Raw genomic sequence first — 23,920 nt, 5'->3', positions numbered from 1 at the left:
CACACGGACGATTCGTCAATGTGGTTTCCTGGACCGGATTCCGAACACGACGGGAGTGGGGAATGACGCGGGACGGCTCGACGGCGACGCCGCAGGCAGCGATCGCGGCTTCGCTGCGCCGGGAACGAACCAGGGCGGGGCTGTCGCTCACCGAGGTCGCCAACCGTGCGGGTATCGCGAAATCCACACTGTCCCAATTGGAATCGGGGAGCGGTAACCCGAGCCTGGAGACGCTGTGGGCGCTGTGCGTCGCGCTCGACATGCCGTTCTCCCGGCTGCTGGACCCGCCGCGGCCCGCCGTATCGGTCATTCGCGCGGGGGAGGGGCCGGTGGTCGCGGCCGAGCGATCCGACTATCGCGCCACACTGCTCGCGGCCGGTCCGCCGAACACCCGCCGCGACATGTTCCGCATCACCGCCGAGCCCGGCCACGCCCGCGACTCGGACCCGCACACCCCCGGCGTCGTCGAACACATCCTGCTCGCCACGGGCCGTGCGCTGGCGGGCCCGTCCGACGCCCCGGTGGAACTGCGGCCCGGCGACTACATCTCCTACCCGGGCGACGCCCCGCACGTCTTCGAGGCGCTGGAAGCGGGCACCTGGGCGACGTTGGTCATCGAATACACGTGAGCCTCAGGCCGCGCCCTCGCCGAGGTACTGCAACCACACGGGGTCGAGGTCGGTGGTGGTCGACAGCAGCCGCCAGTGCGGGCCTTTCGGGGAGACGAGCGGCGATCGCAGCGTCCATCCCAGCTCACTGAGCATTTTGTCGGCTTTGCGATGGTTGCAGGGAGCGCAACTGGCGACGCAGTTCTCCCAGGAATGCTCGCCGCCGCGGCTACGCGGGATGACGTGGTCGATGGTCTCGGCCTTCGCGCCGCAATAGCCACAGCGGTAGCGATCGCGGTGCATCAAGGCGGCCCGCGTCATCGGCACGCGGGCGCGGTAGGGGACGTGGACGTAGTTGCGCAGGCGGATCACCGAGGGGACGGGGACGGCCGCCTCTGCCGAATGCACGACCGGATTTTCCTCGTTGTGGTGCACGGCGTCGGCCTTGTCACAGATGAGCAGGACGACGGCGCGGCGTGCGGACAGGGCGGTGAGCGGCTCGTAGGTGGCGTTGAGAAGCAGCACCCGGCGCTTCAACCAGTGAATGGTCTGGGCGTTGATGGTCTCGGAAGAGACCGAAGTCAGATGTGGACCGTGATGGACGGTCTCACCGGGGCGATGGGAGCCCGGATGATGGTCGGACAGGATATGCAGCGGAGTAGCCCCCGACCCACGATTGTGGACGTCGGCGGGCTGGAGTTGTCGGTGCGCCCTGGCCTCGTGTGATCGGCCGTGCCGCTGCTTCATGGGGACCCCGATTTCGTCATCGACAAGATCATGTGATATTCCGCTGAACCTGCAATCAGTTGACCATGGAAAGAGGCCGATTGCACGGTGATTTCGCACAATGTTCGGTTAACGGCCGCTGAAGTGCCCTCGGGCAGCCGTGTGAGGCGGCCCGCGTGGCCCCGACCAGCCGTGCGGGCACAATGGACGGCGGTGCATCCGGCTATCGAGAGGACCAGATGAGCACGGGCGAGCAGACGGCGACGTCATTCTACGACGCGGTCGGCGGTGCGGATACCTTCCAGCGCGTCGTCGCGGCCTTCTACCGCGAGGTGGCCGCCGACGAGGTGCTGCGTCCGCTGTATCCGGAGGAGGATCTCGGCCCGGCCGAACGGCGGCTGCGCATGTTCCTCGAACAGTATTGGGGCGGCCCTCGCACCTACTCCGACGAACGCGGTCATCCCCGGCTGCGTATGCGGCACAATCCGTTCAAGGTCGGTCCGATCGAACGTGACGCCTGGCTGCGGTGTATGCGCATCGGTATCGCCGAGATCGAGCCCGATGTGCTCGACGACGAACACCGCAAGGCGATGCTCGATTACATGGAGATGGCCGCGAATTCTCTGATGAACTCGCCCTTCTGAGACGGCGCGCGCAAGAGTGGCGCACGCGACATCCGCTGCCGAAAGTGACGTGGGTCGCGTCGGGTCGGTGGCGGTGAATTCGCTGGTCCACCAGTACGGATTCGACCGTTCGGTTCGATTGCTGGGCTGTAGCAGGCTTTTCGAAAGGGCGACGCACACGCTGACGGTTTGCCGGGATGCTGTGAACATGGCGTTGCCTGACGGAATTCACCGAAATTCTTTGGCACTATTACGGATGTGACACAGACACCAGCCGTGCCGGCGCCGGTGGATCGCACCGAACCGGCCGACGGAGACGCGCAACCGTGGTGGCGCTCGGCCGTGTTCTATCAGGTCTACCCGCGATCCTTCGCCGATTCCGACGGCGACGGCGTCGGTGATCTCGGCGGCATCCGCGAAAAGCTCGGCTACCTGGAACTACTCGGCGTCGACGCGCTGTGGATCTGCCCGGTCATGCGCTCGCCGATGGCCGACGGGGGCTACGACGTCGCCGATCCGCGCGATATCGATCCGCTGTTCGGCGGGATGGCGGCGATGGACGCCCTGATCGCCGAGGCGCACGAGCGACGTATCAAGATCACCATGGACCTGGTGCCCAACCACACCAGTGATCAGCACCCGTGGTTCGTCGCGGCGCGCACGGCCGCACCGGGCAGCGGAGAACGCGCCCGCTACATCTTCCGCGACGGTCGCGGGCCCGACGGCTCGGAGCCGCCGAACAACTGGCCCAGTATCTTCGGCGGACCGGCCTGGACCAGGGTCACCGAACCCGACGGCAGGCCCGGCCAGTGGTACCTGCACATCTTCGCGCCCGAACAGCCCGATCTGAACTGGGAGAACCCCGAGGTCGTCGCCGACTTCGAGCAGACACTGCGGTTCTGGCTGGACCGCGGGATCGACGGATTCCGCATCGATGTGGCGCACGGTATGGCCAAACCGCCCGGACTGCCCGACATGGCGAACGTCTCGACCAAGATGCTGGTGCACGACGACGACGATCCGCGTTTCAACAACCCGGGTGTGCACGAGATCCACCGCCGTTTCCGTAAGGTGCTCGACGAATATCCGCACGCGGTCTCCATCGGCGAGGTGTGGGTCGACGACAACGTCCGCTTCGGCGAGTACGTGCGCCCCGACGAGCTACATCTGGCCTTCAACTTCCGCCTCGCCGAAACCGCGTTCAACGCCGAATCGGTGCGCGCGGCCATCGACCACTCGCTCGCCGCGGTGGCCCCGGTGGGCGCGACGCCGACCTGGACGCTGTCCAATCACGACATCGAACGCGAGGTCACCCGGTACGGCGGCGGTGTCGACGGGGTCGAGCGGGCCAAGGCGATGATGATGGTCGAACTCGCTCTGCCCGGCTCGGTCTTCCTCTACAACGGGTCGGAACTGGGTCTGCCGAATGTGGACGACCTGCCCGAGGACGTTCTTCAGGATCCGGTCTGGGAGCGCTCGGGGCATACCGATCGCGGGCGTGACGGCTGCCGGGTGCCGCTGCCGTGGGAGGGCGACACCCCGCCGTTCGGTTTCACCGCCGCGGCGCAGTCCTGGCTGCCCGAACCCGCGGAGTGGGCACGGCTGACCGTGGAGGCCCAACTCGAGGAACTCGGGTCGACGGTGTCGCTGTACCGGATGGCGATCGAGATGCGCGGGACGCGCCCTGAGTTCGCCGGCGAGCGCATCGAGTGGTACGGCAGCCCGAAGGGTTGTCTCGCCTTCCGGCGGCCCGGGGGGCTGGTCTGCGTGCTCAACGCCACCACCGCCCCTATCCCGCTGCCGCCGGGTGAATTGCTGCTGGCCAGCGCGACGCTGAAGAACGGTCAGCTGCCTCCGGATGCCGCCGCGTGGCTGGTCTGAGCGGACACGATCGCGTCGCGGTACGACCAGTGGATGATCTACTACAGGCGATCGGATACCGTTGATCCGTGAGCATTCTCGAGACAGTGCTGATCTTCGGCGCGATCCCGCTGGTGATCTATGGCGCGATCGCCGGATTGTCGTATCTCGGCAAGCCACTCGCTGGTGACAAACCGGCCCATTTCGACCTCGGTCAGAAGTGGACCCAGCCGCCGGTGTTGTGGAGTGCCACCGACGAGGTGACCGGACACGGACACCACGGCGAAGCGTCGCATGGCGGTCATGCGGCCATCGAAGCCGCCGCGGCGGATCTGATCGGAGGCCGGGCAAGTGGCAAATTCTAATTGGCCCGCGGTGGTCGAATCCGACCTGCCGCACGGATACGCCCTCACCAGCAGTGGCCGGGTCTCGGGTGTGCACGAGGCCGGTGACGTGTTCAAGGAGGTGCCGTTCAGCGACGACGAACGGCTCGCCATCGACAACGCGCTCACCAAGGCGACCAGGGCGACCAAGACGCGTTTCAACGTCTACATCGGCGATCTGGGGTCGGACTCGGCCGCGGGCGCGGACGCGATCTTCCCCGCGACGCCCGAGGCGGCGCGTTCGGTCCTGATCGCCGTCTCCCCGAACGACAAGGCCATCGAGGTCCGCGCGGGCATCGATGTGCCGGTACGCGCCAAGGACCGCATGTGCCAGCTCGGCGCCACCGCCGCGCGGGAATCGTTCAAGCGTGGCGAACTGATCGACGGACTGCTCTCGGCGATCGAGGTCATGGTCGGCGAATTCAGGCGCTGAAACCCGCTCTTACCCGTACACGTTCGTGTGCTCATCGGGGTGAACCGTTTCCGGTTCACCCCGTTTCGCGTCCTCGTGCCTATTCGGCGTCCGCGGCCCTGGCGCGCAGCGACCGCTCGATACCGGCCTTACCCTCGCTGACCAGGCGACGCAGGGCGGGCGGGTGGTCGCCCGACAGGAACTTGTCGGCGATGGCGACCGCCTCGTCGCTGATGGCCCACGACGGGTACAGCCCGATGACGACCGTCTGCGCCACCTCGCTCGAGCGACGCTCCCAGACACCCGGCACATCGGTGAAGTACCGCTCGACATAGGACTCGAGCAACTCACCCTGGCCCGCGGGGGCGAACCCGCCGACGATGGAACGGGCGGTGATGTTGGGGACGGCGTCGTCGCCCATCACGGTGGCCCACGCCTGTTCCTTGACCTCGGCGATCGGGCGCGCGGTGGCCGCCGCCGCGGCCTGCCGCTTACCCGCCGCGGTGGGATCGTTGGCGAGTTCCTGGTCGATGACCGGGGTTTCGGTGCCGTCGCCGTCGATATCGCCCGCGGCGGCCAGCGCGGTCACGATGCGCCAGCGCAGGTCGGTATCGATGTCGAGACCGTTCAGCCCCGCCGCCGCGGGATCGGTGTCGAGCAGTGCGCGCAGCACCTCGGTGTGGCGCGGATCGAGTTTCGCCGCGGTCAGCGAGTTGACGAACGCCAGTTGGTGATCCGAACCGGGTTCGGCCGCTCGGGCCGCCGCCAGCAGGGTGTCGGCGAATTCGGACCAGCCCTTGTCGGCCGCCCAGCCCGGATCGGCGTAGCTGCCGATCGCGGTGTTCGCCTGCATCAGGAGGCGTTGCACCACACCGATTTCCGATTCCGCGCCGACGCCGCGCTGGACCAGTGCGACGAAATCGCGCGCCCGCATCTCGGCCTGCCGGGTCATCTCCCACGCCGCAGACCAGGCCAGCGTGCGCGGCAGCGGTTCGACGATCTCGTGGATGCGATGCAGGACGACGTCGAGCGAATCCGGGTCGAGCCGCACCGAGCAGTAGGTGAGGTCGTCGTCGTTGACGAGGACGAACTGTCCGCGCTCCACGCCGACGAGTTCGGGCACGTCGGTGTGCTCGGCCGCCTCCAGATCGAGTTCGACCCGGTTGGTGCGCACCAGTTTTCCGTCCCGCTCGCCGTAGACGCCGATGGCGAGCCGGTGGACGCGCTGCTCACCGGCGCCGGGATGCGCGCCTTCCTGGACCACGGAGAACCGGGTGAAGCGTCCGTCGGCGTCGACGTCGAAATCGGGACGCAGAATGTTGAGGCCGGTGGTCTTGAGCCATTGCGCGCCCCAGGTCGACAGGTCGCGGCCCGAGGATTTCTCCAGCGCCGCGAGCAGGTCGTCGAAGGTCGCGTTGCCGTAGGCGTGGTCGGCGAAATACGCGCGCAGACCGGCGAGGAACGGTTCGAGTCCCACGTAGGCGACGAGTTGTTTCAGGACCGAAGCGCCCTTGGCGTAGGTGATTCCGTCGAAGTTGACCTCGACGGCCGCCAGATCGGGGATATCGGCGGCGATGGGGTGGGTCGAGGGCAGCTGATCCTGGCGGTAGGCCCAGGACTTCTCCACATTCGCGAAGGTGGTCCAGGCATTGGTGTATTCGGTCGCCTCGGACTGGCACAGCACCGACGCGAAGGTGGCGAAGGACTCGTTGAGCCACAGATCGTCCCACCACTTCATGGTGACCAGATCGCCGAACCACATGTGCGCCATCTCGTGCAGCACGGTCTCGGCGCGACGTTCGTAGGAGGCCCTGGTCACCTTGGAACGGAAGACGTAATCCTCCAGGAAGGTCACCGCGCCCGCGTTCTCCATCGCGCCCGCGTTGAATTCGGGGACGAAGAGCTGGTCGTATTTGCCGAAGGCGTAGGGCACGCCGAAATTGGCGTGGTAGAAGCCGAAACCCTGTTTGGTCTCGGTGAACAGGCGCTCGGCGTCCATGTGTCCGGCCAGCGACGCGCGGCAGTAGATGCCGAGCGGGATGGTGCCGTGATCGTCGGTGTAGACGTCGGTCCATTCCGCGTACGGACCCGCGATGAGAGCGACCAGGTAGGTGCTCAGACGCGGTGTGGTGCGGAAACGGTGCCGGCCGGGTTCGGCGGTGGTGGTCTGGACGGTCGCGCCGTTGGAGATGACCTTCCAGTCCGGCGCGGCGGTCACCGAGATATCGAAGGTGGCCTTCAGATCGGGCTGGTCGAAGCAGGCGAACATGCGCTTGGCATCGGCGGTCTCGAACTGCGAATAGAGATAGACCGCGTCGTCGGTCGGATCGATGAAACGGTGCAGGCCCTCACCGGTGTGGGAGTACTCGCAGTCGGCCTCGACGACCAGTTCGTTGCGTTCGGCCAGGCCGGTGAGCGTGAGTCCGGTCGACTCGTCGTAGCCCGACACGTCGACCGGGTCGCCGTTGAGTACCGCGCCGCGCACCTGGCGGGCGACGATATCGATGAACGTGCTCGCGCCCGGTGTCGCGGTGAAGGTGACGGTGGTGCGCGAGGAGAAGGTCTGTTCGCCCGGTTTGCCCGACCCGTCGGTCAGATCGAGTTCGATGCGGTAGTTCTCGACCTGCACTGTCGCTGCGCGTTCGATCGCCTGTTCGCGAGTCAGGTTGGGTGCGGACATGAGTCTCCTTCGTGGTCGAAGAACGGCACGGGCAGCACCCACAATGCCACCACTGCGTGGCCGCTCGCGCGGGACTTTCTCCGCCAACACTATCGGTCCGAACGGGGGCCACGTCGTCCAGCCGTTGCCGCCACGGCGGTATTGTTCGTGTGCAGCGCAGGTTCATCAGCAACGGATTCGGAGGCTCGACGTTGAAGCATGTGCACGCCGGGAAGGTGCGCGACCTGTACGAGGACGGCGACACCCTGCTGCTCGTCGCTTCCGATCGGGTTTCGGTGTACGACGTGGTCCTGCCGACGCCGATCCCCGGCAAGGGCACGCTGCTCACCCAGCTGTCGAACTGGTGGTTCGACTATTTCTCCGATGTGGCCAATCACGTGGTCTCGGCCACCGACGTGCCGGAGGAATTCGCAGGCCGCGGCATCCGGGTGAAACCGCTGAAGATGATCCAGGTCGAATGCATCGCCCGCGGATATCTGACCGGTGGCGGGTTGAAGGAGTACCTGAGCACCGGGACCGTGTCCGGGATCGCGCTGCCGCCCGGCCTGCGCGACGGCGACAAACTGCCCGAACCGATCTTCACGCCGACGAGCAAGGCCTCGGTGGGTCACGACGAACCCATCACCTTCGCCGACGTGGTGAATCAGGAGGGGCGCGAGGTCGCGGAGAAATTGCGCGACACCACCCTCGACATCTACCTGCGCGGCGCCGAGCACGCGGCGAAGGCCGGGGTCGTCATCGCCGACACCAAATTCGAATTCGGCTGGGACGGTGACGTGTTCACCCTCGGTGACGAGGTGCTGACCTCGGATTCTTCACGTTTCTGGCCCGCCGATCAGTGGGAACCTGGCCGGACCCAGCCCTCCTTCGACAAACAGTTCGTCCGCGACTGGGCGACCTCGACCGGCTGGGACAAGGAACCGCCCGGCCCCGAGATCCCCGCCGATATCGTCGAGGTGACGCGCCGCAAGTACGCCGAGGCCTACGAACTCATCACCGGCCGTACCTGGGGCTGACGGGCTACTCGCCGCGCAGTATCCGCGCGAGGCGGTCCAGGTAGGGACGCTGTCCCTTGCCCAGTTTGTCGTTGGCGGTGGTCAGGTCGAACCAGTCGGCGCGATCGATTTCGGGAAATTCGGCCATCCGCCCGGTCCGCGGCGGCCACTCCATCTCGAACGTGCCCGGCACCACCAGACTCGGATCGAGATCGCCCTCGACCGCCCACACCGTGACGGTCTTGCTGTGGGAGCCGCTGCCGTAGCGGACGTCGCCGAGCGCGATCCATTCGCCCTCGGGCACGGGAAGTCCCAGCTCCTCGGTGAATTCGCGGCTCGCGGCGGCGCGGGCGTCCTCTTCGCCCGCCACGTACTCGCCCTTCGGGATCGACCACGCGCCGTCGTCCTTGCGGGCGAAGTACGGCCCGCCCATATGTCCGATGAGGACTTCGGTACCGTCCGCGCCGCGACGGAACAGAAGTACTCCCGCACTGGTTTTGTCTGCCACGCGAGCAGTCTGCCCGTTCGCGTCGCGCGTCGCGCGGCCGCCCTGTGCCGTCAGCCGGGGTGTCGCTCGCGCAGCCGCGCGGCCCGCAGGGTGAGGTAGTCGCGTTCCGGGGTGCTGGTGGTGCGTCCCGCGGCGGCCGTGTAGGCGTCGACGGCGGCCGTCCGGTCGCCCGCCATCTCGTGCAGGTGACCGCGCACCGCGTCGAGCCGGTGGTTGTCGGCCAGCGATTTGTCCAGGGTGTCGGCGACGGCGAGTCCGGCGGCCGGGCCGTGCACCATCGCGACCGCGACGGCACGGTTGAGCGTCACCATCGGGTTGGGAGCCAAGTGCTCGAACAGGGTGTACAGGTCGAGGATGCGCGGCCAGTCGGTGTCGTCGGCGCGTAATGCCTTGGCGTGCAGGACCGCGATCGCCGCCTGCACCTGGTACGGACCGGACAGGCCGTGGGCGAGTGTGCCCGTGGTCAGCCGGATCCCCTCGCCGATATCGGCCCGATTCCACAGCGCCCTGTTCTGCTCGGCGAGCGGGATCAACTCCCCGTACCGCCCGGTGCGGGCCGCGCGCCTGGCGTCGGTGAGCAGCATCAGGGCCAGCAGACCGGTCACCTCGGTGTCGTCGGGCAGCAAACGGTGGACGGCACGGGTCAGCCGGATCGCCTCGCCGGACAGATCGGTGCGATGCAGATCGGGTCCGGCGCTGCGGGTGTGTCCCTCGGTGAAGATCAGGTACAGCACGTGCAGGACCGGGCCGAGACGTTCCCGCCACGCCGCGTCGCCGGGCCGGGCGAACGGCCGGTCCAGCGTCGACAAGCGTTTCTTCGCGCGCGAGATCCGCTGCGCCATGGTCGCTTCCGGCAGTAGGAAGGCGTGCGCGATCTCGGCGGTGGTCAGCCCGCCGACCGCGCGCAGTGTCAGCGCGATCGAACTGGCCGAACTCAGCGCGGGGTGGCAGCACAGGAAATAGGTGGCCAGGGTGTCGTCTCGGTCGATCGTCTCCTGATCGGTCACCTCGCGATCGGCGACGGTGCTCTCCCTGCGCCTGCGCGCCACCTCCGCGCGAATCGCGTCGGCCATGCGCCGCTGCGCCACCTGGATCAGCCAGCCGCGCGGATTCTCCGGTACGCCGTCACCGGGCCACTGCGTCGCCGCGGCCAGCAGCGCCTCCTGCAACGCGTCCTCGGCGGTGTCGAAATCGCCGAAACGCCGGACCAGGGTGCCGAGGACCTGCGGCGCGAGCTCACGCAGCAGGTCCTCCGACGCCCGCGAAACGATCTCGGTCACCGGTGCGGGGCCGGTTACTGTCCGGCGGGCGCGCTCATGACCGCCCGCACCTCGATGCGTTCCCCGATCGGCGCACCGCCGGGACCGGGCGCCGCCGAGGCCTGCGCGGCGATCTCGATCGCGCGCTCCGGGCTGTCTACATCGACAATCCAATATCCGGCCAGGAATTCCTTGGTCTCGGGAAACGGACCGTCGGTGACCACCGGCGCCGAACGTCCGTCGGAATTCACCACGCGGGCCTCGTCGGGGCCTGCCAGTCCCTGGGCGTCGACCAGTTCGCCGGAGCGGGTGAGTTGTTCGCCGAGCGCCTTCTGGAATTCCATATGCGCCACGATGTCCTCGGGCGTCCATTCGTTGATCGGGATGTCGCAGTTCGCGGCTTCGCTGTAGGTCTTCAGCAGCATGTATTTCACGGTTCGGCTCCTTGCCGGTCGGCGCGTCCACGAGACGCTCTCGACGGTAGGTCGGAACCGGCCCCGCGCTCTCGACGTACCCGCCGATCACGCGGAGTGATATGGATCACAGAGGTGTGGAGGTATCGGCCAGTTTTTCCGGATCGACGGGGTCACCGGCGGTGACGAGTTCCTTGATCCGGTCGGTCACATCCCACACGTTGACGTTCATTCCGGCCAGCACCCGGTTGTCCGAGTCGAGCCAGAATGCGACGAATTCCCGCGTGGACGTGTCGCCGCGCACCACCACCCGGTCGTAATCGCCCGGCGCGGCGTATCCGGTGTACTCCATACCCAGGTCGTACTGGTCGGTGAAAAAATAGGGCAGCCGGTCGTAGGACGCCGATTTGCCGAGCATGGTCGCGGCGGCCACGGCGGGCTGGTTGAGCGCGTTGGCCCAATGCTCCACCCTGATCCGGCGATTCAGCAGCGGATGGGATTGTTCGGCGATATCACCGACGGCGACGATATCCGGATCACTGGTCAGCAGATTCGCGTCCACGAGTACGCCGCCGTCGACCGCGAGACCGGCCTCGGCCGCGAGTTCGATATTCGGCCGCGCGCCCACGGCGACCAGGATCGCGTCCGCGCTGACGGTGCTGCCGTCGCCGAGCCGTAAACCATCGGCGAGCTGGGCCTCACCGCCGTCGTGGGTGGTGATCTCGGTGACCTGGGTGCCCAGCCGCAGATCGACACCGTGAGAGGTGTGCAGGTCGGCGAAGACCGCCCCCATCTCCGGTCCGAGCGCGCCGAGCAGCGGCTGCTCCGCGGATTCGACGATCGTGACCGCGAGTCCGGCGCCCCGTGCCGCCGCGGCCACTTCCAGGCCGATCCAGCCCGCGCCGACGATGGCGAGGCTGTCGCTCTGGTTGAACAGCTCGATGAGGGTGTCGGAATCGGCGATCGTGCGCAAGGTGTACACATTGGGCGCGTCGATGCCGGTCAGCGGCGGCTTACGCGGTGTCGAACCGGTCGCGAGCGCCAGTTTGTCGTAATCGAGGGTCGACCCGTCCGGCAGCGTGACGGTCTTCGCGGTCCGGTCGATCGCGGTGACGGTGGTGCCGAGCCGGAGATCGATGTGGTGGTCGCGGTACCACTGGGCCGGATCGACGGTGAATTCGTCGAGGGATTTCTTGCCGAGCAGATGTTCCTTCGACAACGGTGGTCGCTCGTACGGCAGATGTTCCTCGGTGGACAAGACGGTCACCGTGCCGTCGAAATCGTTGTCCCGCAGGGCTTCGGCGAGTTTGGCCGCTGCGAGGCCACCGCCGACGATGACGAAACGACGTTGCGAGGTCATTGCGGACTCCTTGTCTCGGAGTCCCGCGTTCGGGACTCGTGTGAACCGGTTTCCTGCCCATCGAGCTTACTGACATCGTTCGCGCCCGATCGCGGATCCGGACATAGGCGAGAAATCCGCGGCGTGGGAACGAATCGTGGGACGACATGGTTGCTCCACATAGCGGCGCTGTGATCGCCGCCTCCTAGCACGCGAATCGAGAGGACCACCCGTGACCGACACGGCGAAGAGAGACGTTGCCGACTTCTGGTTCGACCCACTGTGCCCGTGGTGCTGGATCACCTCCCGCTGGATCCTCGAGGTCGAGAAGGTCCGCGATATCGACGCGATCTTCCACGTCATGAGCCTGTCGGTGCTCAACGAGGATCGCGAGGGCCTGCCCGATCAGTACAAAGAACTGCTGGCGACCGGCTGGGGTCCGGTGCGCGTGGCGATCGCCGCCGCGCAACAGCACGGCGACAAGGTGCTGTCCCCGCTCTACACAGCGCTGGGCACCCGCATCCACGAGCGCAAGGACGAGTACGAGCGTCCGACCCGCGCCGAATCGCTGGCCGCCGTCATCGCCGACTCGCTCGCCGAGGTCGGCTTGCCCGCCGATCTGGCGAAGGCCGCCGAGAGCACCGAGTACGACGAGGCGCTGCGGGTGAGTCATCACGCCGGTATGGACAAGGTCGGCCCCGATGTCGGCACGCCGACCATCCACGTCAACGGGATCGCCTTCTTCGGTCCGGTGCTCTCGCGCATTCCGCGCGGCGAGGACGCGGGCAAGGTGTGGGACGGCGTGGTCGCGCTGGCGTCCTACCCGCACTTCTTCGAGTTGAAGCGGACCAGGACCGAGAACCCGGAATTCCACTGATCGGGTAGTGGTGTGGCGGCCGTGCCGCCACACCACGGTGGGTGCCGGGGAGCGCCCCGCGCCGCGAATTGCCCCCGCGGCTCTCGGAATTGGGCTGCTCCCGACTGGATGAGCCCGGCTACGGGTACTGGTTCGGCGGCGGGTAGGTCCCGTGCGGCGGATAGCCACCCTGTTGCGGAATCCCGCCCTGCTGTGGACCCCCGCCCTGCTGTGGAACCCCGCCCTGTTGCGGAGGCACGCCCTGCGGCGGAACCGGGCCCTGTTGCGGAACCGCGCCCTGCGGCAGAACCCCACCCTGCGGCGGAATCCCGCCGTGCGGAGGGAAATTACCGCCCGGCGGCGGGAAACCACCTGCGGGCGGCAGGAACCCGGCGTTCGGCGGAAGCGCGGGTTTACGATTCGGCCGCCACAGCAGGTTCCCGTGCCTGCTCCGGTCGCGCAGCGCCCACATGCGCCAGGTCAGCACCGGATGGCTGACGAGACCGTTGTAGAGCCACACGAAGAAGCCGCGTTCCACGGGCGCGCGATCGGCCATTTCGTCGTACCCGACCAGCGCGTTGAGGTACTTGCCCCCGGCGAGGGTGCGCATCGCGCCCGAGGCGCCCCGGTGGCGGTAGCAGTAACCGTGGTTGTCGGCGGTGTACTCCTGCGCGCGCTGCAACGATCCGCCGAGGATGGGCAGATACGGCACCGTGTACATGCCGAGCCAGCGCCAGTAGGAGACGTGGCCCGCCGCGATATGTCCCACCTCGTGCCCGACGATGAACGCCAGCGCGTCGGGATCGCGTGCGGCGCCGCCGATTTCGAACAGATCGCTGTTGACCGCGACGAAACGCCGGAATCCGTGCCCCGAGGCGAAGGCGTTGATCGCGCCGTTGCCGAGCACCACGTACGCGTCGGGGACCGTCGTCATACCGAACCGGGCCGCGGCCTCGGTCACCATCCGGTGCGCGTCGGGGAACTGGGTCGGCGTGATCTTTACCCCGCTCGTGCGCAGGCTCGCGAAGAGCATGCCGCGCTGTAACCACAGGATCAGCGGCGCGAGGAGCAGCGGGGCCGAGAGTTGGAACGGGATCGAGCCGAGCGCGGTCAGCAGCACTCCGAGCGCGAAGAACAGCGCCGTGAGCACCACGACGACCGTCAGCAGCGGTATCTCGAGAATGTGCCGCGCCGGCATGCCGAACGGTGAGAGGCCCCGGGTGTGCTGGGTCGGCCCGGCCGGGGGACCGCCGGTCGGCGCGGGCGTCTGGTATCCCGGCACCCATCCCGGCGGGCCGACCGCCGGATTCCAGCCGGCCAGACCCGTCACCGGATTCGAACCGCCCTGTTCGCCATCGGGTTCCGGGTGCGGTTTCGACAGTGGAAGGTCATCGGACTGCATGGTCATGCACTCTATTCATCCCCTCACGTCGCCGCCGTTAACGAGCCTGAGAGAATCGCCTCCATGCGCGTATACCTGGGTGCCGATCACGCCGGTTTCGAACTGAAGAATCACGTCAAGGCCCATCTCGAGCAGGCGGGCCACGAGGTCGTCGACTGCGGCGCCCTCGAGTACGACGCACTCGACGACTATCCCGCTTTCTGCATCGAGGCGGCCCGGCGCACGGTGGCCGATCCCGGCAGCCTCGGCCTGGTGTTCGGCGGCAGCGGCAACGGTGAGCAGATCGCCGCCAACAAGGTGCCCGGCGCTCGCTGCGCGCTTGCCTGGAGCGTGGAGACCGCCCAGTTGGCGCGTCAGCACAACAACGCCCAGCTGATCGGGGTCGGTGGCCGGATGCACAGCACCGAGGAAGCGCTTGCCATCGTCGACGCGTTCCTGTCGGCCTCGTGGTCGGACGAGGAACGTCATCAGCGCCGCATCGACATCCTCGCCGAATACGAGAAGACCGGCGTTCCGCCCGCCATCGGCTGATCCGCATGCCGGAAGGGCACACCCTGCATCGGCTGGCGCTGCTGCACCGCGAGCGGTTCGTCGGGGCAGCGGTGCGGGTGTCCAGCCCGCAGGGCAGGTTCGCCGAGGGCGCGGCGCTGATCGACGGGCGGGTGCTGACCGGGTCCGAGGCGCACGGGAAACATCTACTGCACCACTACGAGTCCGGTGTGACGGTGCATATCCACCTCGGTCTCTACGGGAAGTTCTACGACTCCGACCTGCCGATGGCCGCACCGGTCGGGCAGGTCAGGATGCGGATGATCGGCGCGGGTGAGCGCGGCGACTCCGGTTTCGGGACCGATCTGCGCGGCCCCAACGCCTGCGAGATCCTCACCCCGCCCGAGGTGGAAGCGCTGGCCGGTCGGCTCGGCGCCGATCCGCTGCGCGCGGACGCCGATCCGGAGCAACCTCTGCGACGGATCCGCCGCTCGCGCAGGCCGATCGGCGCGCTGCTGATGGACCAGGCGGTGATCGCCGGTGTCGGCAACGTCTACCGGGCCGAAGTGCTTTTCCGGCACGGCATCTCGCCGTACCGGCCGGGTAGCGGGGTGAGCGCCGAGGAGTGGGGCGCGATCTGGGCCGATCTGGTGGAGTTGATGCCCGTGGGCGTGGCGACCGGTCTCATGCACGTGGTGCGGGCCGAACACGATCACGGCGAGCCGTCCTACGCGCCGGACCGGCCGAGAACCTACGTCTACCGGCGCGCGGGCGCCGCCTGCCGGGTCTGCGGTGCGACGGTGGTGCACGCGGTGCTGGAAGGTCGAAATCTGTTCTGGTGTCCGGGCTGTCAGTCCGGGTGACGGCGGTCGCGCGGCGGCGATGGCATCCGTGAGCGGTCGAACGCGAGCGGTCGTCGGTGGGCGCGGATCGAAGCGGTGGTGCTGCCCGTCGGGCGGGCATCGAATGGGGCTCAGCGCGCCCCTGCGGGCCGAAACAGTCCGTGCGGTAGTCGATTACTCCCGGCCGGTACGGCGGCGGCAGCGCGCCCGCGGCGTCGATGGCCTTCGTACCGGAGATCAGCCTGCGACGGCGTCGATCTCCGGGTCGTCGGAGTCCGAGAAGGCGAAGCGGCGGCCACCCGCTGTTTTGGCCGAATACATCGCGCGATCGGCGCGACGAAGCAGATCCGTGAAATCGCACCGGGTACCGGGCGGATTGTGGGCGGTGCCGACACTGGCGGATACCGGGACCGGCCCCGCGGTCGACCACACCGGATCGCGCAGTGCCAGCACGATCCGGTGCGCGATCTCGGCCACCGTGTGGTAATCGCGGTTGACCGCGAGCACGAATTCGTCACCGCCGTAACGACAGATCACCGTGTCGGGCGGACAGGTCTCACGCAGTCGGTTGGCCAGTTCGACGAGCACCTCGTCGCCGACCGCGTGCCCGTATCCGTCGTTGATCTGCTTGAACCGGTCCAGATCGATGAGCAGCAGCCCGACATCGCTGTTCGGGTCCGCCGCCATGCGCGCCACCTTGTCCTGGAGCAGGGTGCGGTTGGCGAGGTCGGTGAGCGCGTCGTGGGTCGCCTCGTGCCGCAGCCGATGCTGGAGCGCGGCGATCTCCTGGACGCGCTGGGACACCTGCGCGGAGATCTTGTGCTTCTGCTGGTCGAGCGCGCGTTCCTGGAGGGCCTGGGCATAGCTGTCGATGGCCTGGCTGGCGATGAACGGCCAGCGGGTGGCGACCAGCGATCCCGGTCTGCCGGAGGGGAAACCGAGCAGCCAACGACTGGCCTGGGCCAGCATCCTGGTCCGCTCGAAGGGCGGTTCCGCGAGCAGCGCGCCGAGCTGCCTCGCCTCGGGGACGGGGAAGGGTTCGGACCTGGCCAGCTCGAGTAGCCGGCCCACGATCTGGATCAGGACGGGTTCCAAGTGCTGCGGTGACGTGTGGGAGCCGGGCTCCGCGCAGACCGCACGTGCCCAGGCGCGCGCCATCGCGCCGACGGGTGGTTCGATGTCCGCTGGCATCGCACTCACCCGGCGCGGGTGACGTCGGTACCCGGGTGCCCTGTGCGAGCACAGGTGCCGGCCTCACCCCGATCACTACTGCTATGCGGTTGGGCCCACCGAGCTCGGTGCACGTTCACCGCCCCCTTTCCAGATACCCCCGTCCGGCAAAAAGGATCCTAGCAAGCCACTCGGGCCTGAAAAACGGCGTTTAACAACGAGTTTTCGGTCCTTGGCGAGCGGCGATCGGATGTGTGATCGTTTCGGGCGCCCGGTTGTTACACGTCAATTCCGGTTCGCTGGAGAGTCGCGCCGTGACACGCCGATCGTGTGCTGAGAACAGAGTTGTTCTCAGCCCGGTGTCCGGTGTGCACCCCGTGATCCCCAGTGTGAATCAGCGTGACACACCCGCGCCCGATCCGGGGGCTTGTGACCTATCTACGCCATCGAACACTCCGACGATCTGCCGCACGGGCGCCGGAAAGGGGGCGATTGGCATTTTGCCGGGGGGATTCGGTACAGTCGGTGCGCACACGACATCGTGGCGATCCCATCGGTGTCGTATGCCTGCGGGTGTAGTTCAATGGTAGAACCTCAGCCTTCCAAGCTGATGGTGCGGGTTCGATTCCCGTCACCCGCTCCACGCAGTAATTCATCCTCGACGTCGGCCGATCCGCGACGAGGTCACGGGGTGTAGCGCAGCTTGGTAGCGCATCCGCTTTGGGAGCGGAGGGTCGCAGGTTCAAATCCTGTCACCCCGACACAGATTCGATTCTTCCGGCCCTGATCAGCGGCCGTGCGACAACCTTCGGCAAGGCGGGGCGGTCACCGCTCGATACCGGAATCGACCGGCTTTCGCGACCGGATGATGCCCCGTCGCGAGGTGCGGTGAACGTCTGTTTTCGTCAGATTTTGGTCAGCAGTTTATTCGTGCTTGTTGTGGGTGCGACCTGGCAACCTCGGTGTGGAGGCTGATCAGGGAGGATTCGATGGCTGAGGTCGCGGTGTGTGTTGTCGGGTTGACCTGGGGATGTTGGAAGTGTCATGAATCGACCGTGTGCGTCCTGGGACTGACCAGTGAACGCCTGCGGGACTACAAGACCGGCGACCAGGCCGTGGAAGTGGCGAAGTGCCTACTCGTCGCGGCGGACAAGGTTGACATCGCCGACTGTCTGGCACCCTCGGTGAACGGGATCGCGTCCCACTGCGCGGCATGCGGTGCCGTTCAAGATAATTTCGACCTGCACCGGGAAGCGCGCGAGCGGTACTACTGGGATGACGACGACGCGGCATACGAGGTTCCGGCGGATGGTTCGGTGGACTGTGCGGTGTGGCGCGAGATCGAGATCGGCGAGTTTCCCTGGTGATCTGTTTCGATGCGCACCCACGGCCAGGCCGTACGAACGATGCCCGGCGGATTCGGTGGGCAGTTGCGGGCCCTCGTGAGTCTCGGCAATCCGGCTCCGAGTAGTCGGCGACATCCGCCGCGCCCGATGAAAGGCCGGGTCGGCGCTCGCCGTTGAGCGCGGTCCGGGCCGAGTGGGTCGACCGAATTCCGGAGGGCTGCCGCAGAGTCGGAACGCGACGGATCCGGTTCGGGGCTGCCGATTCGCCCGCGGGTGCGGGTCAGCCGATGGGCTGGCGGCCGCGTACGCGCGGACCGGTGTGCACGGGGAGGTGTTTGTAGCCGTGCAGGGTGAACAGGGGGCGACGGGTGGGCGGATCGGTCAGTCGCAGGTCGGGGAATGCCTCGAAGAGGGCGCGCAGGGCGTGTACGGCTTCCATGCGAGCCAGACCGGCGCCGAGGCAGACGTGGATGCCGCTGCTGAACGACAGGTGATTCTTGGCGTTCTCCCTGGTGATGTCGAAACGGTCCGGGTCGGTGAATACGGCGGGGTCGCGGTTGGCGCCCGCCAGCGACAGCATCACGATCGAGCCCTTGTGCAATCGGGTGCCGCCGATCTCCAGCGTGGTGCGGGTGGTGCGGCCGGTGGTCTGCACCGGCGGATCGATCCGCAGGATCTCCTCCACCGCGTTGGGCCACAGTTCCGGCTCGACGCGCAGCCGGTCCAGTTGATCGGGGTGGCGCAGCAGCCAGATGACGCCCTTGCCGATGAGGTTGACGGTGGTCTCGAAGCCCGCCGCCATCAGCAGGGTCGCCGATGCGCACAGTTCGTAGGTGGACAGATCGCCTGCGGTGACCAGACTGCTCAGGATGTCGTCGCCGGGTTCGACGCGCAGTCGCTCGACATGCTCGAGGAGATAGCGGTGCAGCCGCTCCGAGGATTCCATCGCCCGCTGGTGGGTCTGCCAGGAGATCCCGATGTCGAACAGCGGACTGATGTCGTCGCCCCAGTGCAGGAACATCTCGCGGTCGGAATCGGGGAAGCCGAGCATCTCGGAGATGATGGCGATGGGCACCTGGGCCGCGTACTGCGCCATCAGGTCGGCCGGGCCGTCGTCGGGGAGCGCGGCGAGCAGTTCTTCGGTGACCGTCTCGATCCGATCGCTGAGTCGGGCGACGGCACGCGGGGTGAAGGCCGCGGTGACCGGTTTTCGCATCCGGGTGTGTTCGGGCTGGTCGATCACCAGCATCGACGGTGCGTCCACCGGGTTGGGTGGGACCGGCCTGCGCGCGAGCAGGCGTCGCACGAGTCTCGGCATGCCGAGCACGGTCGGCACCCCGGCTCCGAAGCGATTGTCGCGCAGGATATCCCGGACCATCTCGTGATCGAAGGCGGTCCACACCGGGAAGGTCCGTGGTAATCCGCCCGTGCCGCGTATCTCCTCGATCAGCGCGTACGGATTCTCGATGCCCTCCGCGCTGCAGTTCAACCGCGCGAACACGTCGCCACGACGGATCAGCGCCTTCTTGAACAGGCGGATCACCCCGTGATTGTTGACCCACCGGTACGCGTACTGCGGTTTCATCGAGCCCCTTCCATCGCCGAACCGTCGCAACCCCTTCGGAGGTTACGAATATCACAGGTCGCGCGGAACTCCCGGGGTGGGATCCAGGCAGCTATTCGTGGTAAAGGCACAGCCCGCGTGGCGTGCGGATCGCGGGGGCGGACCTCACGCGTCGATCCCGCAGTGTCGGACCAGGATTGGCCGCTGCGGCGGGCGGATCCGGGGTGGCCGTATCAGCGGCAGCAGTTCGGGTCGAGGACCACGCAGAGCGCGGACAGCGCGTCGCGGCGGGCCCGGTGGAAGGTGTTCATGCCGCGTCGTTCGGATTCCACCAGTCCGGCCTCGCGCAACACCTTCAGGTGGTGGGAGGCGGTGGATTCCGATACCGCGACGGCGGCTGCGAGGTCGCCGCTGTTCTCCTCGCCGAACGCGCTCGTCAGCAGCAGGGACATGAGTTTGACCCGGACGGGGTCGGCGATCGCCTTGAGACGCAGTGCGACCTCGAGGGCGGCGGCGTCATCGATCGGGCCCGCGGCGACGGGGGCGCAGCAGACGGGGGCGGACATGTCGATCACGGGCAACGCCTTGGGCATGACATCGATACTACCGACCTTATTGACATATGTCGAAGAAGTGGTGAGACTCGGAGCTGTCAGTTCTTCGATATATGTCTCACAAGTGGAGGTATCGTCATGTCTCGCATCCAACTCGCCCTCAATGTCGACGATCTCGATCGGGCTGTCGCGTTCTATTCGACGCTGTTCGACGTCGCACCGGCCAAGCGCAAGCCCGGCTACGCGAATTTCGTTGTCGCGCAGCCGCCGATGAAACTGGTCTTGCTGGAGAACGCGGGCCTGGGCGGCACCGTGAACCATCTCGGCGTCGAGGTCGAGACCTCGGGGGAGGTCCACGGTGAGATCGCCCGCCTGTCGGAGGCGGGGTTGTTCACCGAGGAGCAGATCGCGACCACATGTTGTTTCGCCACCCAGGACAAGGTGTGGGTCACCGGCCCCGATGCCGAGCGGTGGGAGGTGTACACCGTGCTCGCCGATTCCGAATCCTTCGGCACCGCCCCGGAGTTCGCCTCCGTCGACGACGCGCAGGCCGTCGCCGTGTGCTGCGGCACCGCCGAGGAGGCCGCTTCGGAGGGTGCATGCTGCGGTGCCGACGCCAAGAGTGACGCCGTCTCCTCGGGCGCCACCTGCTGTCGCTGACCGAGCCGCGCCGGGGTGTGTTCGTCGGGTGTTCATTTGCCCTCTGATTCGATATCCATCAATATCGATGGGTGTCTAATCCATTGCCGTTGACCGACGTGACCTCACCCGCGTGTGAGGTCACGCCCCTGATCAGGGAGCCGCTGACAGCGCGGGCGGCCGTCGAGGCGGCCGCGATGTTCAAGGCCCTGGCCGATCCGGTGCGGTTGCGGTTGTTGTCGCTGGTGGCCAGTCACGCGGGCGGAGAAGCCTGCGTCTGCGATATCTCGGCCGGGTTCGACGTCAGCCAGCCGACCATCTCGCACCACCTCAAGGTGCTGCGCGAAAGCGGCCTGCTCAGCAGTGAGCGGCGCGGGTCCTGGGTGTACTACCGGATCGAACCCGCCACCCTCGGCAGGCTTTCCCTGCTGCTCGAGGGCGCCAACCCCTTGGAGGTGTCCCGGTGAGAGATTCGGCGCGGCGATTGCTGGCCGAATTCGTCGGCACCGGGTCGCTGGTCGCGGTCGTGATCGGGTCCGGGATCGCGGCCGAGCGGTTGTCGCCCGGTGACGCGGGGCTGCGATTGCTGGAGAACTCGATCGCGACCGTGTTCGGGCTCGCGGTCCTGATCCTGGTGTTCGGTCCGGTGTCCGGCGCGCATTTCAACCCCGTCGTCTCCGTGGCGGACTGGCTGACCGGGCGTCGCCACGGGACCACCACGGCGCTCGGCGGATACACGGCGCTCGGCGGATACATCGCCGCCCAGATTCTGGGCGCGGTCGCGGGCGCGATGCTGGCCAACGCGATGTTCGACCTGCCTCCGATCGGAATCTCGACCGAGCACCGGGTCACCGTCGGTCATCTACTCGGTGAGGTCGTCGCCACCGCGGGGCTGATCGTGGTGATCTTCGCCCTTGCCCGTAGCGGGCGTGCCGCGTTGTCGGCGGCCGCGGTCGCCGGGTGGATCGGGGCGGCGTACTGGTTCACCAGCTCGACCTCGTTCGCCAACCCCGCCGTCACCATCGGCCGCGTCTTCTCCGACACCTTCGCCGGAATCGCCCCGACCTCGGTACCCGGATTCGTCGCCGCCCAGGTTGTCGGGGCGGGGATCGGGCTCGCGCTGACAACGCTGCTCTATCCGGCCACTCCCGTCACCGGCGACGACGCCGCCACGGCCGACCAAGCCCGCGTCGAACCCGGACCCACCTCCGACCCGAAGGCTGTTTCTCGCATGGTTTCCACGCCCGGTGTGCTTTTCGTCTGTGTTCACAACGCGGGCCGCTCACAGATGGCCGCCGCGTTCCTCACCCATCTCGCGGGCGACCGCATCCGGGTCCGCTCCGCCGGATCCATGCCCGCCGACCGGATCAACCAGGTCGCCGTCGCGGCGATGGCCGAGATCGGCATCGACATCACGGCCGAACTGCCGAAGGTCCTCACCCCCGATGTCGTGCGGGACTCCGATGTCGTGATCACCATGGGGTGCGGGGACGCCTGCCCCTACTTTCCCGGCACCGACTACCGCGACTGGAAACTCGACGATCCCGCCGGACGAGATCTCGACGCGGTGCGGCCGATCCGCGACGAGATACGCACCCTGGTCGAAGGACTCATCGCCGAACTCCTGCCTGTGGCGCCGAGAGATTCGCCGACCGGGCTATCGGGGCGCCGCACCCGAACGTGAGATTCGTTTGCGAACGGAGTAGATCGCCGCGCCGAGAGCGACGACCGTCACGCCTGTCAGCACCGACGGCAGCGGCAGCGTGAAGGCGAGGACCAGACAGCCCAGCAATCCGAGCACCGGTATCGCCCGCAGCGGACGTCCCTCGGAGGCGGTCAGTGTCCACGCGGACACGTTGGCGACGGCGTAATAGAGCAGGACACCGAAGGACGAGAACCCGATCACGGCACGGACATCGGCGGTCGCGGCCACGACCGCCACCACCGCGCCGACCGCGACCTCGGCCCGGTGCGGGACGGTGAACCGCGGGTGCACCGCCGCCAACGCGTGGGGCAGATGCCGGTCGCGAGCCATCGCCAGCACGGTGCGCGAGACACCGAGTATCAACGCGAGCAGCGATCCGAGCGCGGCCACCACGGCGCCGAATCGCACGACCGGTGACAGCCACGCGGCATCCGCCGCCCGCACCACCTCCGTCAGCGGCGCGCTCGCCTGTGACAACCTCTCGGGGCCGAGTACCAGCAGTGCCGCGATCACCACGGCCGCGTACACGAGCAGAGCGATGCCGAGTGCCAGCGGGATCGCGCGCCGAATCGTGCGCGCCGGGTCGCGCACCTCTTCACCGAGTGTGGCGATCCGCGCGTATCCCGCGAAGGCGAAGAACAGCAGACCCGCCGCCTGCATGACCCCGAAAACGGTGATGTCGGAGTCGAATTCCAGTCGCGCGGTGTCCGCGTTCGCGCTGGTGAACGCCGCGACGAGCACCGCGACCAGCACCGCGAGCACGATCGCCACGATCACCCGGGTGACCAGGGCCGACTTCTGTACGCCGCGATAATTGATCGCGGTCACCGCGACGACCGCCGCCACCGCGACAGCGTGCGCGTGTTCCGGCCACAGGTACACGCCGACGGTCAGCGCCATCGCGGCGCACGACGCGGTCTTGCCGACCACGAAACACCACCCGGCCAGGTACCCCCAGAATTCCCCGAGCCGCTCGCGTCCGTACACGTACGTTCCGCCCGAGGACGGGTACCTGGCTGCCAATCGCGCCGAGGACGTGGCATTGCAGAACGCGACGACGGCCGCTACCGCCACGCCGAGCAGCAGCCCCGACCCGGCCGCTCGGGCGGCGGGAGCCAGCGCCGTGAATATCCCCGCCCCGATCATCGAACCGAGCCCGACCATCACCGCGTCGTTCAGCCCCAGGGTGCGACGCAGCTCATCCGGCGCGCGATGGTCCTTGCCGTTCACCGGTGTTCGTCGAACCGGTCAGCGTTGCCTGCTGGTGCGGGCGCGACGGCGCTCGGCCTGGAGTTCGGCGAGTTCCTGTTCGAGCAGTTCGGCGATGCGGAACTGGCCGGTGTCGTGGATCGGGTCGGGTGCCGGGACGACCTGGAGATCCGGTTTGGCGGGGACGGCGGGGGTTTCCTTGCCGTTCTTGGCCGACGCCGCGGTGGATCTGGAATCGCCCGAACTGCCGTTGGCACGAGACTTCGCGGGTGCCACCTTGCGCAGGCCGCTCCTCGCCGGGGTGGCGGGGGCGGCCGCCGGTGCCGGGGCGGCGGCCG

The 23,920-nt window shown here is 67.6% G+C and carries 24 protein-coding genes, 2 tRNA genes and 2 pseudogenes; 16 read left to right on the top strand and 12 right to left on the bottom strand.

Annotated elements, in window-relative coordinates:
* The first annotated feature begins 62 nt into the window (after positions 1-62).
* The gene (locus JZ792_RS23780) at positions 63-629 is read left to right on the top strand and encodes a helix-turn-helix domain-containing protein (protein WP_216913495.1); all 567 of its coding nucleotides are present in this window, start codon (positions 63-65) and stop codon (positions 627-629) included.
* A gap of 3 nt (positions 630-632) precedes the next feature.
* On the opposite strand, the gene JZ792_RS23775 is transcribed toward JZ792_RS23780, so the two are convergent.
* Positions 633-1,355 carry an HNH endonuclease gene (locus JZ792_RS23775; protein WP_254190239.1) on the bottom strand — a complete coding sequence of 241 codons (723 nt, stop codon included), beginning with the start codon at positions 1,353-1,355 and terminating at the stop codon, positions 633-635.
* 218 nt (positions 1,356-1,573) lie between these two features.
* On the opposite strand from JZ792_RS23775, the gene JZ792_RS23770 reads away from it, so the two are divergent.
* The 4 genes from JZ792_RS23770 (at position 1,574) to JZ792_RS23755 (ending at position 4,633) form a co-directional block, all read left to right on the top strand.
* Positions 1,574-1,978 (top strand): globin, encoded by a 405-nt coding sequence (locus JZ792_RS23770; RefSeq protein WP_216913492.1) that lies wholly within the window; start codon positions 1,574-1,576, stop codon positions 1,976-1,978.
* Positions 1,979-2,215: 237 nt separating this feature from the next.
* Positions 2,216-3,838, top strand: a complete 1,623-nt coding sequence (locus JZ792_RS23765; RefSeq protein ID WP_438804367.1) for a glycoside hydrolase family 13 protein — start codon at positions 2,216-2,218, stop codon at positions 3,836-3,838.
* A gap of 68 nt (positions 3,839-3,906) precedes the next feature.
* Complete coding sequence (gene ctaJ / locus JZ792_RS23760; RefSeq protein WP_216913490.1) at positions 3,907-4,182, top strand: aa3-type cytochrome oxidase subunit CtaJ; 276 nt, start codon at positions 3,907-3,909, stop codon at positions 4,180-4,182.
* The gene (locus JZ792_RS23755; protein ID WP_308165419.1) at positions 4,169-4,633 is read left to right on the top strand and encodes a DUF5130 family protein; all 465 of its coding nucleotides are present in this window, start codon (positions 4,169-4,171) and stop codon (positions 4,631-4,633) included. Before ctaJ ends, JZ792_RS23755 begins: the two co-directional genes overlap by 14 nt.
* Before the next feature lie 79 nt (positions 4,634-4,712).
* Here the strand turns inward: JZ792_RS23755 and pepN are convergent, their stop codons facing one another.
* Positions 4,713-7,292, bottom strand: coding sequence for an aminopeptidase N (gene pepN, locus JZ792_RS23750; protein WP_216913487.1), 2,580 nt, complete (start codon positions 7,290-7,292; stop codon positions 4,713-4,715).
* A gap of 191 nt (positions 7,293-7,483) precedes the next feature.
* On the opposite strand from pepN, the gene JZ792_RS23745 reads away from it, so the two are divergent.
* Positions 7,484-8,308 (top strand): phosphoribosylaminoimidazolesuccinocarboxamide synthase, encoded by an 825-nt coding sequence (locus JZ792_RS23745; RefSeq protein WP_216913485.1) that lies wholly within the window; start codon positions 7,484-7,486, stop codon positions 8,306-8,308.
* A gap of 4 nt (positions 8,309-8,312) precedes the next feature.
* Here the strand turns inward: JZ792_RS23745 and JZ792_RS23740 are convergent, their stop codons facing one another.
* The 4 genes from JZ792_RS23740 to JZ792_RS23725 form a co-directional block, all read right to left on the bottom strand.
* Complete coding sequence (locus tag JZ792_RS23740) at positions 8,313-8,795, bottom strand: NUDIX hydrolase (protein ID WP_216913483.1); 483 nt, start codon at positions 8,793-8,795, stop codon at positions 8,313-8,315.
* Between the two features lie 50 nt (positions 8,796-8,845).
* Positions 8,846-10,066, bottom strand: a complete 1,221-nt coding sequence (locus JZ792_RS23735; protein WP_216913552.1) for an RNA polymerase sigma factor — start codon at positions 10,064-10,066, stop codon at positions 8,846-8,848.
* 23 nt (positions 10,067-10,089) lie between these two features.
* Positions 10,090-10,488, bottom strand: a complete 399-nt coding sequence (locus JZ792_RS23730; RefSeq protein WP_216913481.1) for a YciI family protein — start codon at positions 10,486-10,488, stop codon at positions 10,090-10,092.
* A gap of 106 nt (positions 10,489-10,594) precedes the next feature.
* The gene (locus tag JZ792_RS23725; protein WP_216913479.1) at positions 10,595-11,827 is read right to left on the bottom strand and encodes an NAD(P)/FAD-dependent oxidoreductase; all 1,233 of its coding nucleotides are present in this window, start codon (positions 11,825-11,827) and stop codon (positions 10,595-10,597) included.
* Between the two features lie 211 nt (positions 11,828-12,038).
* Between JZ792_RS23725 and JZ792_RS23720 the strand changes: the two genes are divergently transcribed.
* A complete protein-coding gene (locus tag JZ792_RS23720; protein ID WP_216913477.1) occupies positions 12,039-12,683 on the top strand; it encodes a mycothiol-dependent nitroreductase Rv2466c family protein in 645 nt (214 codons plus the stop codon).
* A 118-nt stretch (positions 12,684-12,801) separates the two neighbouring features.
* Here JZ792_RS23720 and JZ792_RS23715 read toward each other — a convergent pair whose 3' ends face one another.
* On the bottom strand, positions 12,802-14,064 hold the full coding sequence (locus JZ792_RS23715) for a M48 family metallopeptidase (protein ID WP_254190238.1): 1,263 nt from the start codon (positions 14,062-14,064) through the stop codon (positions 12,802-12,804).
* Positions 14,065-14,127: 63 nt separating this feature from the next.
* Here JZ792_RS23715 and JZ792_RS23710 point away from each other — a divergent pair, with 63 nt between their 5' ends.
* Positions 14,128-14,595 (top strand): ribose-5-phosphate isomerase, encoded by a 468-nt coding sequence (locus JZ792_RS23710; RefSeq protein WP_109523870.1) that lies wholly within the window; start codon positions 14,128-14,130, stop codon positions 14,593-14,595.
* A 5-nt stretch (positions 14,596-14,600) separates the two neighbouring features.
* Complete coding sequence (locus tag JZ792_RS23705; RefSeq protein WP_216913475.1) at positions 14,601-15,416, top strand: Fpg/Nei family DNA glycosylase; 816 nt, start codon at positions 14,601-14,603, stop codon at positions 15,414-15,416.
* Positions 15,417-15,632: 216 nt separating this feature from the next.
* Here JZ792_RS23705 and JZ792_RS23700 read toward each other — a convergent pair whose 3' ends face one another.
* Positions 15,633-16,586 carry a GGDEF domain-containing protein gene (locus JZ792_RS23700; protein ID WP_216913473.1) on the bottom strand — a complete coding sequence of 318 codons (954 nt, stop codon included), beginning with the start codon at positions 16,584-16,586 and terminating at the stop codon, positions 15,633-15,635.
* A gap of 548 nt (positions 16,587-17,134) precedes the next feature.
* On the opposite strand from JZ792_RS23700, the gene JZ792_RS23695 reads away from it, so the two are divergent.
* The 3 genes from JZ792_RS23695 (at position 17,135) to JZ792_RS23685 (ending at position 17,932) form a co-directional block, all read left to right on the top strand.
* A tRNA-Gly gene (locus JZ792_RS23695) sits at positions 17,135-17,208 on the top strand.
* Between the two features lie 44 nt (positions 17,209-17,252).
* A tRNA-Pro gene (locus tag JZ792_RS23690) sits at positions 17,253-17,326 on the top strand.
* A 228-nt stretch (positions 17,327-17,554) separates the two neighbouring features.
* Positions 17,555-17,932, top strand: a complete 378-nt coding sequence (locus JZ792_RS23685; protein ID WP_216913471.1) for a hypothetical protein — start codon at positions 17,555-17,557, stop codon at positions 17,930-17,932.
* A 259-nt stretch (positions 17,933-18,191) separates the two neighbouring features.
* On the opposite strand, the gene JZ792_RS23680 is transcribed toward JZ792_RS23685, so the two are convergent.
* Positions 18,192-19,496 carry a cytochrome P450 gene (locus JZ792_RS23680; RefSeq protein ID WP_216913469.1) on the bottom strand — a complete coding sequence of 435 codons (1,305 nt, stop codon included), beginning with the start codon at positions 19,494-19,496 and terminating at the stop codon, positions 18,192-18,194.
* Positions 19,497-19,708: 212 nt separating this feature from the next.
* On the bottom strand, positions 19,709-20,068 hold the full coding sequence (locus JZ792_RS23675; RefSeq protein ID WP_216913467.1) for an Rv2640c family ArsR-like transcriptional regulator: 360 nt from the start codon (positions 20,066-20,068) through the stop codon (positions 19,709-19,711).
* A 99-nt stretch (positions 20,069-20,167) separates the two neighbouring features.
* On the opposite strand from JZ792_RS23675, the gene JZ792_RS23670 reads away from it, so the two are divergent.
* The 4 genes and pseudogenes from JZ792_RS23670 to JZ792_RS23655 all read left to right on the top strand — a co-directional run bounded on the left by JZ792_RS23670 (position 20,168) and on the right by JZ792_RS23655 (position 22,352).
* On the top strand, positions 20,168-20,689 hold the full coding sequence (locus tag JZ792_RS23670) for an ArsI/CadI family heavy metal resistance metalloenzyme (RefSeq protein ID WP_216913465.1): 522 nt from the start codon (positions 20,168-20,170) through the stop codon (positions 20,687-20,689).
* Positions 20,690-20,760: 71 nt separating this feature from the next.
* Positions 20,761-21,135 (top strand): ArsR/SmtB family transcription factor, encoded by a 375-nt coding sequence (locus JZ792_RS23665; protein ID WP_216913454.1) that lies wholly within the window; start codon positions 20,761-20,763, stop codon positions 21,133-21,135.
* A pseudogene (locus tag JZ792_RS23660) lies at positions 21,132-21,629 on the top strand (aquaporin); the annotation flags it as partial. The gene JZ792_RS23665 and the pseudogene JZ792_RS23660, both read left to right, overlap by 4 nt.
* Before the next feature lie 270 nt (positions 21,630-21,899).
* Entirely contained in the window at positions 21,900-22,352 is a 453-nt protein-coding gene (locus JZ792_RS23655) for an arsenate reductase ArsC (RefSeq protein ID WP_216913548.1), read from the top strand.
* Here JZ792_RS23655 and JZ792_RS23650 read toward each other — a convergent pair.
* Both JZ792_RS23650 and JZ792_RS23645 read right to left on the bottom strand, forming a co-directional pair.
* Entirely contained in the window at positions 22,326-23,603 is a 1,278-nt protein-coding gene (locus JZ792_RS23650) for an APC family permease (protein ID WP_308165418.1), read from the bottom strand. The two genes, JZ792_RS23655 and JZ792_RS23650, sit on opposite strands and share 27 nt — an antisense overlap.
* A gap of 18 nt (positions 23,604-23,621) precedes the next feature.
* Positions 23,622-23,920, bottom strand: a pseudogene (locus JZ792_RS23645) (hypothetical protein); the annotation flags it as partial.

Source organism: Nocardia noduli (assembly GCF_019038455.1).
Classification (GTDB): domain Bacteria; phylum Actinomycetota; class Actinomycetes; order Mycobacteriales; family Mycobacteriaceae; genus Nocardia; species Nocardia noduli.
This window is presented reverse-complemented; position numbering and strand designations above follow the sequence as displayed.

Excerpts from the sequence above, each read along its gene's own strand:
- JZ792_RS23780 (WP_216913495.1), top strand. The coding sequence starts at position 63 with ATGACGCGGGACGGCTCGACGGCGACGCCGCAGGCAGCGATCGCGGCT.
- JZ792_RS23775 (WP_254190239.1), bottom strand. The coding sequence starts at position 1,355 with ATGAAGCAGCGGCACGGCCGATCACACGAGGCCAGGGCGCACCGACAA.
- JZ792_RS23770 (WP_216913492.1), top strand. The coding sequence starts at position 1,574 with ATGAGCACGGGCGAGCAGACGGCGACGTCATTCTACGACGCGGTCGGC.
- pepN (WP_216913487.1), bottom strand. The coding sequence starts at position 7,292 with ATGTCCGCACCCAACCTGACTCGCGAACAGGCGATCGAACGCGCAGCG.
- JZ792_RS23725 (WP_216913479.1), bottom strand. The coding sequence starts at position 11,827 with ATGACCTCGCAACGTCGTTTCGTCATCGTCGGCGGTGGCCTCGCAGCG.
- JZ792_RS23715 (WP_254190238.1), bottom strand. The coding sequence starts at position 14,064 with ATGCAGTCCGATGACCTTCCACTGTCGAAACCGCACCCGGAACCCGAT.
- JZ792_RS23710 (WP_109523870.1), top strand. The coding sequence starts at position 14,128 with ATGCGCGTATACCTGGGTGCCGATCACGCCGGTTTCGAACTGAAGAAT.
- JZ792_RS23705 (WP_216913475.1), top strand. The coding sequence starts at position 14,601 with ATGCCGGAAGGGCACACCCTGCATCGGCTGGCGCTGCTGCACCGCGAG.
- JZ792_RS23700 (WP_216913473.1), bottom strand. The coding sequence starts at position 16,586 with ATGCCAGCGGACATCGAACCACCCGTCGGCGCGATGGCGCGCGCCTGG.
- JZ792_RS23685 (WP_216913471.1), top strand. The coding sequence starts at position 17,555 with ATGGCTGAGGTCGCGGTGTGTGTTGTCGGGTTGACCTGGGGATGTTGG.
- JZ792_RS23680 (WP_216913469.1), bottom strand. The coding sequence starts at position 19,496 with ATGAAACCGCAGTACGCGTACCGGTGGGTCAACAATCACGGGGTGATC.
- JZ792_RS23675 (WP_216913467.1), bottom strand. The coding sequence starts at position 20,068 with ATGCCCAAGGCGTTGCCCGTGATCGACATGTCCGCCCCCGTCTGCTGC.
- JZ792_RS23670 (WP_216913465.1), top strand. The coding sequence starts at position 20,168 with ATGTCTCGCATCCAACTCGCCCTCAATGTCGACGATCTCGATCGGGCT.
- JZ792_RS23655 (WP_216913548.1), top strand. The coding sequence starts at position 21,900 with ATGGTTTCCACGCCCGGTGTGCTTTTCGTCTGTGTTCACAACGCGGGC.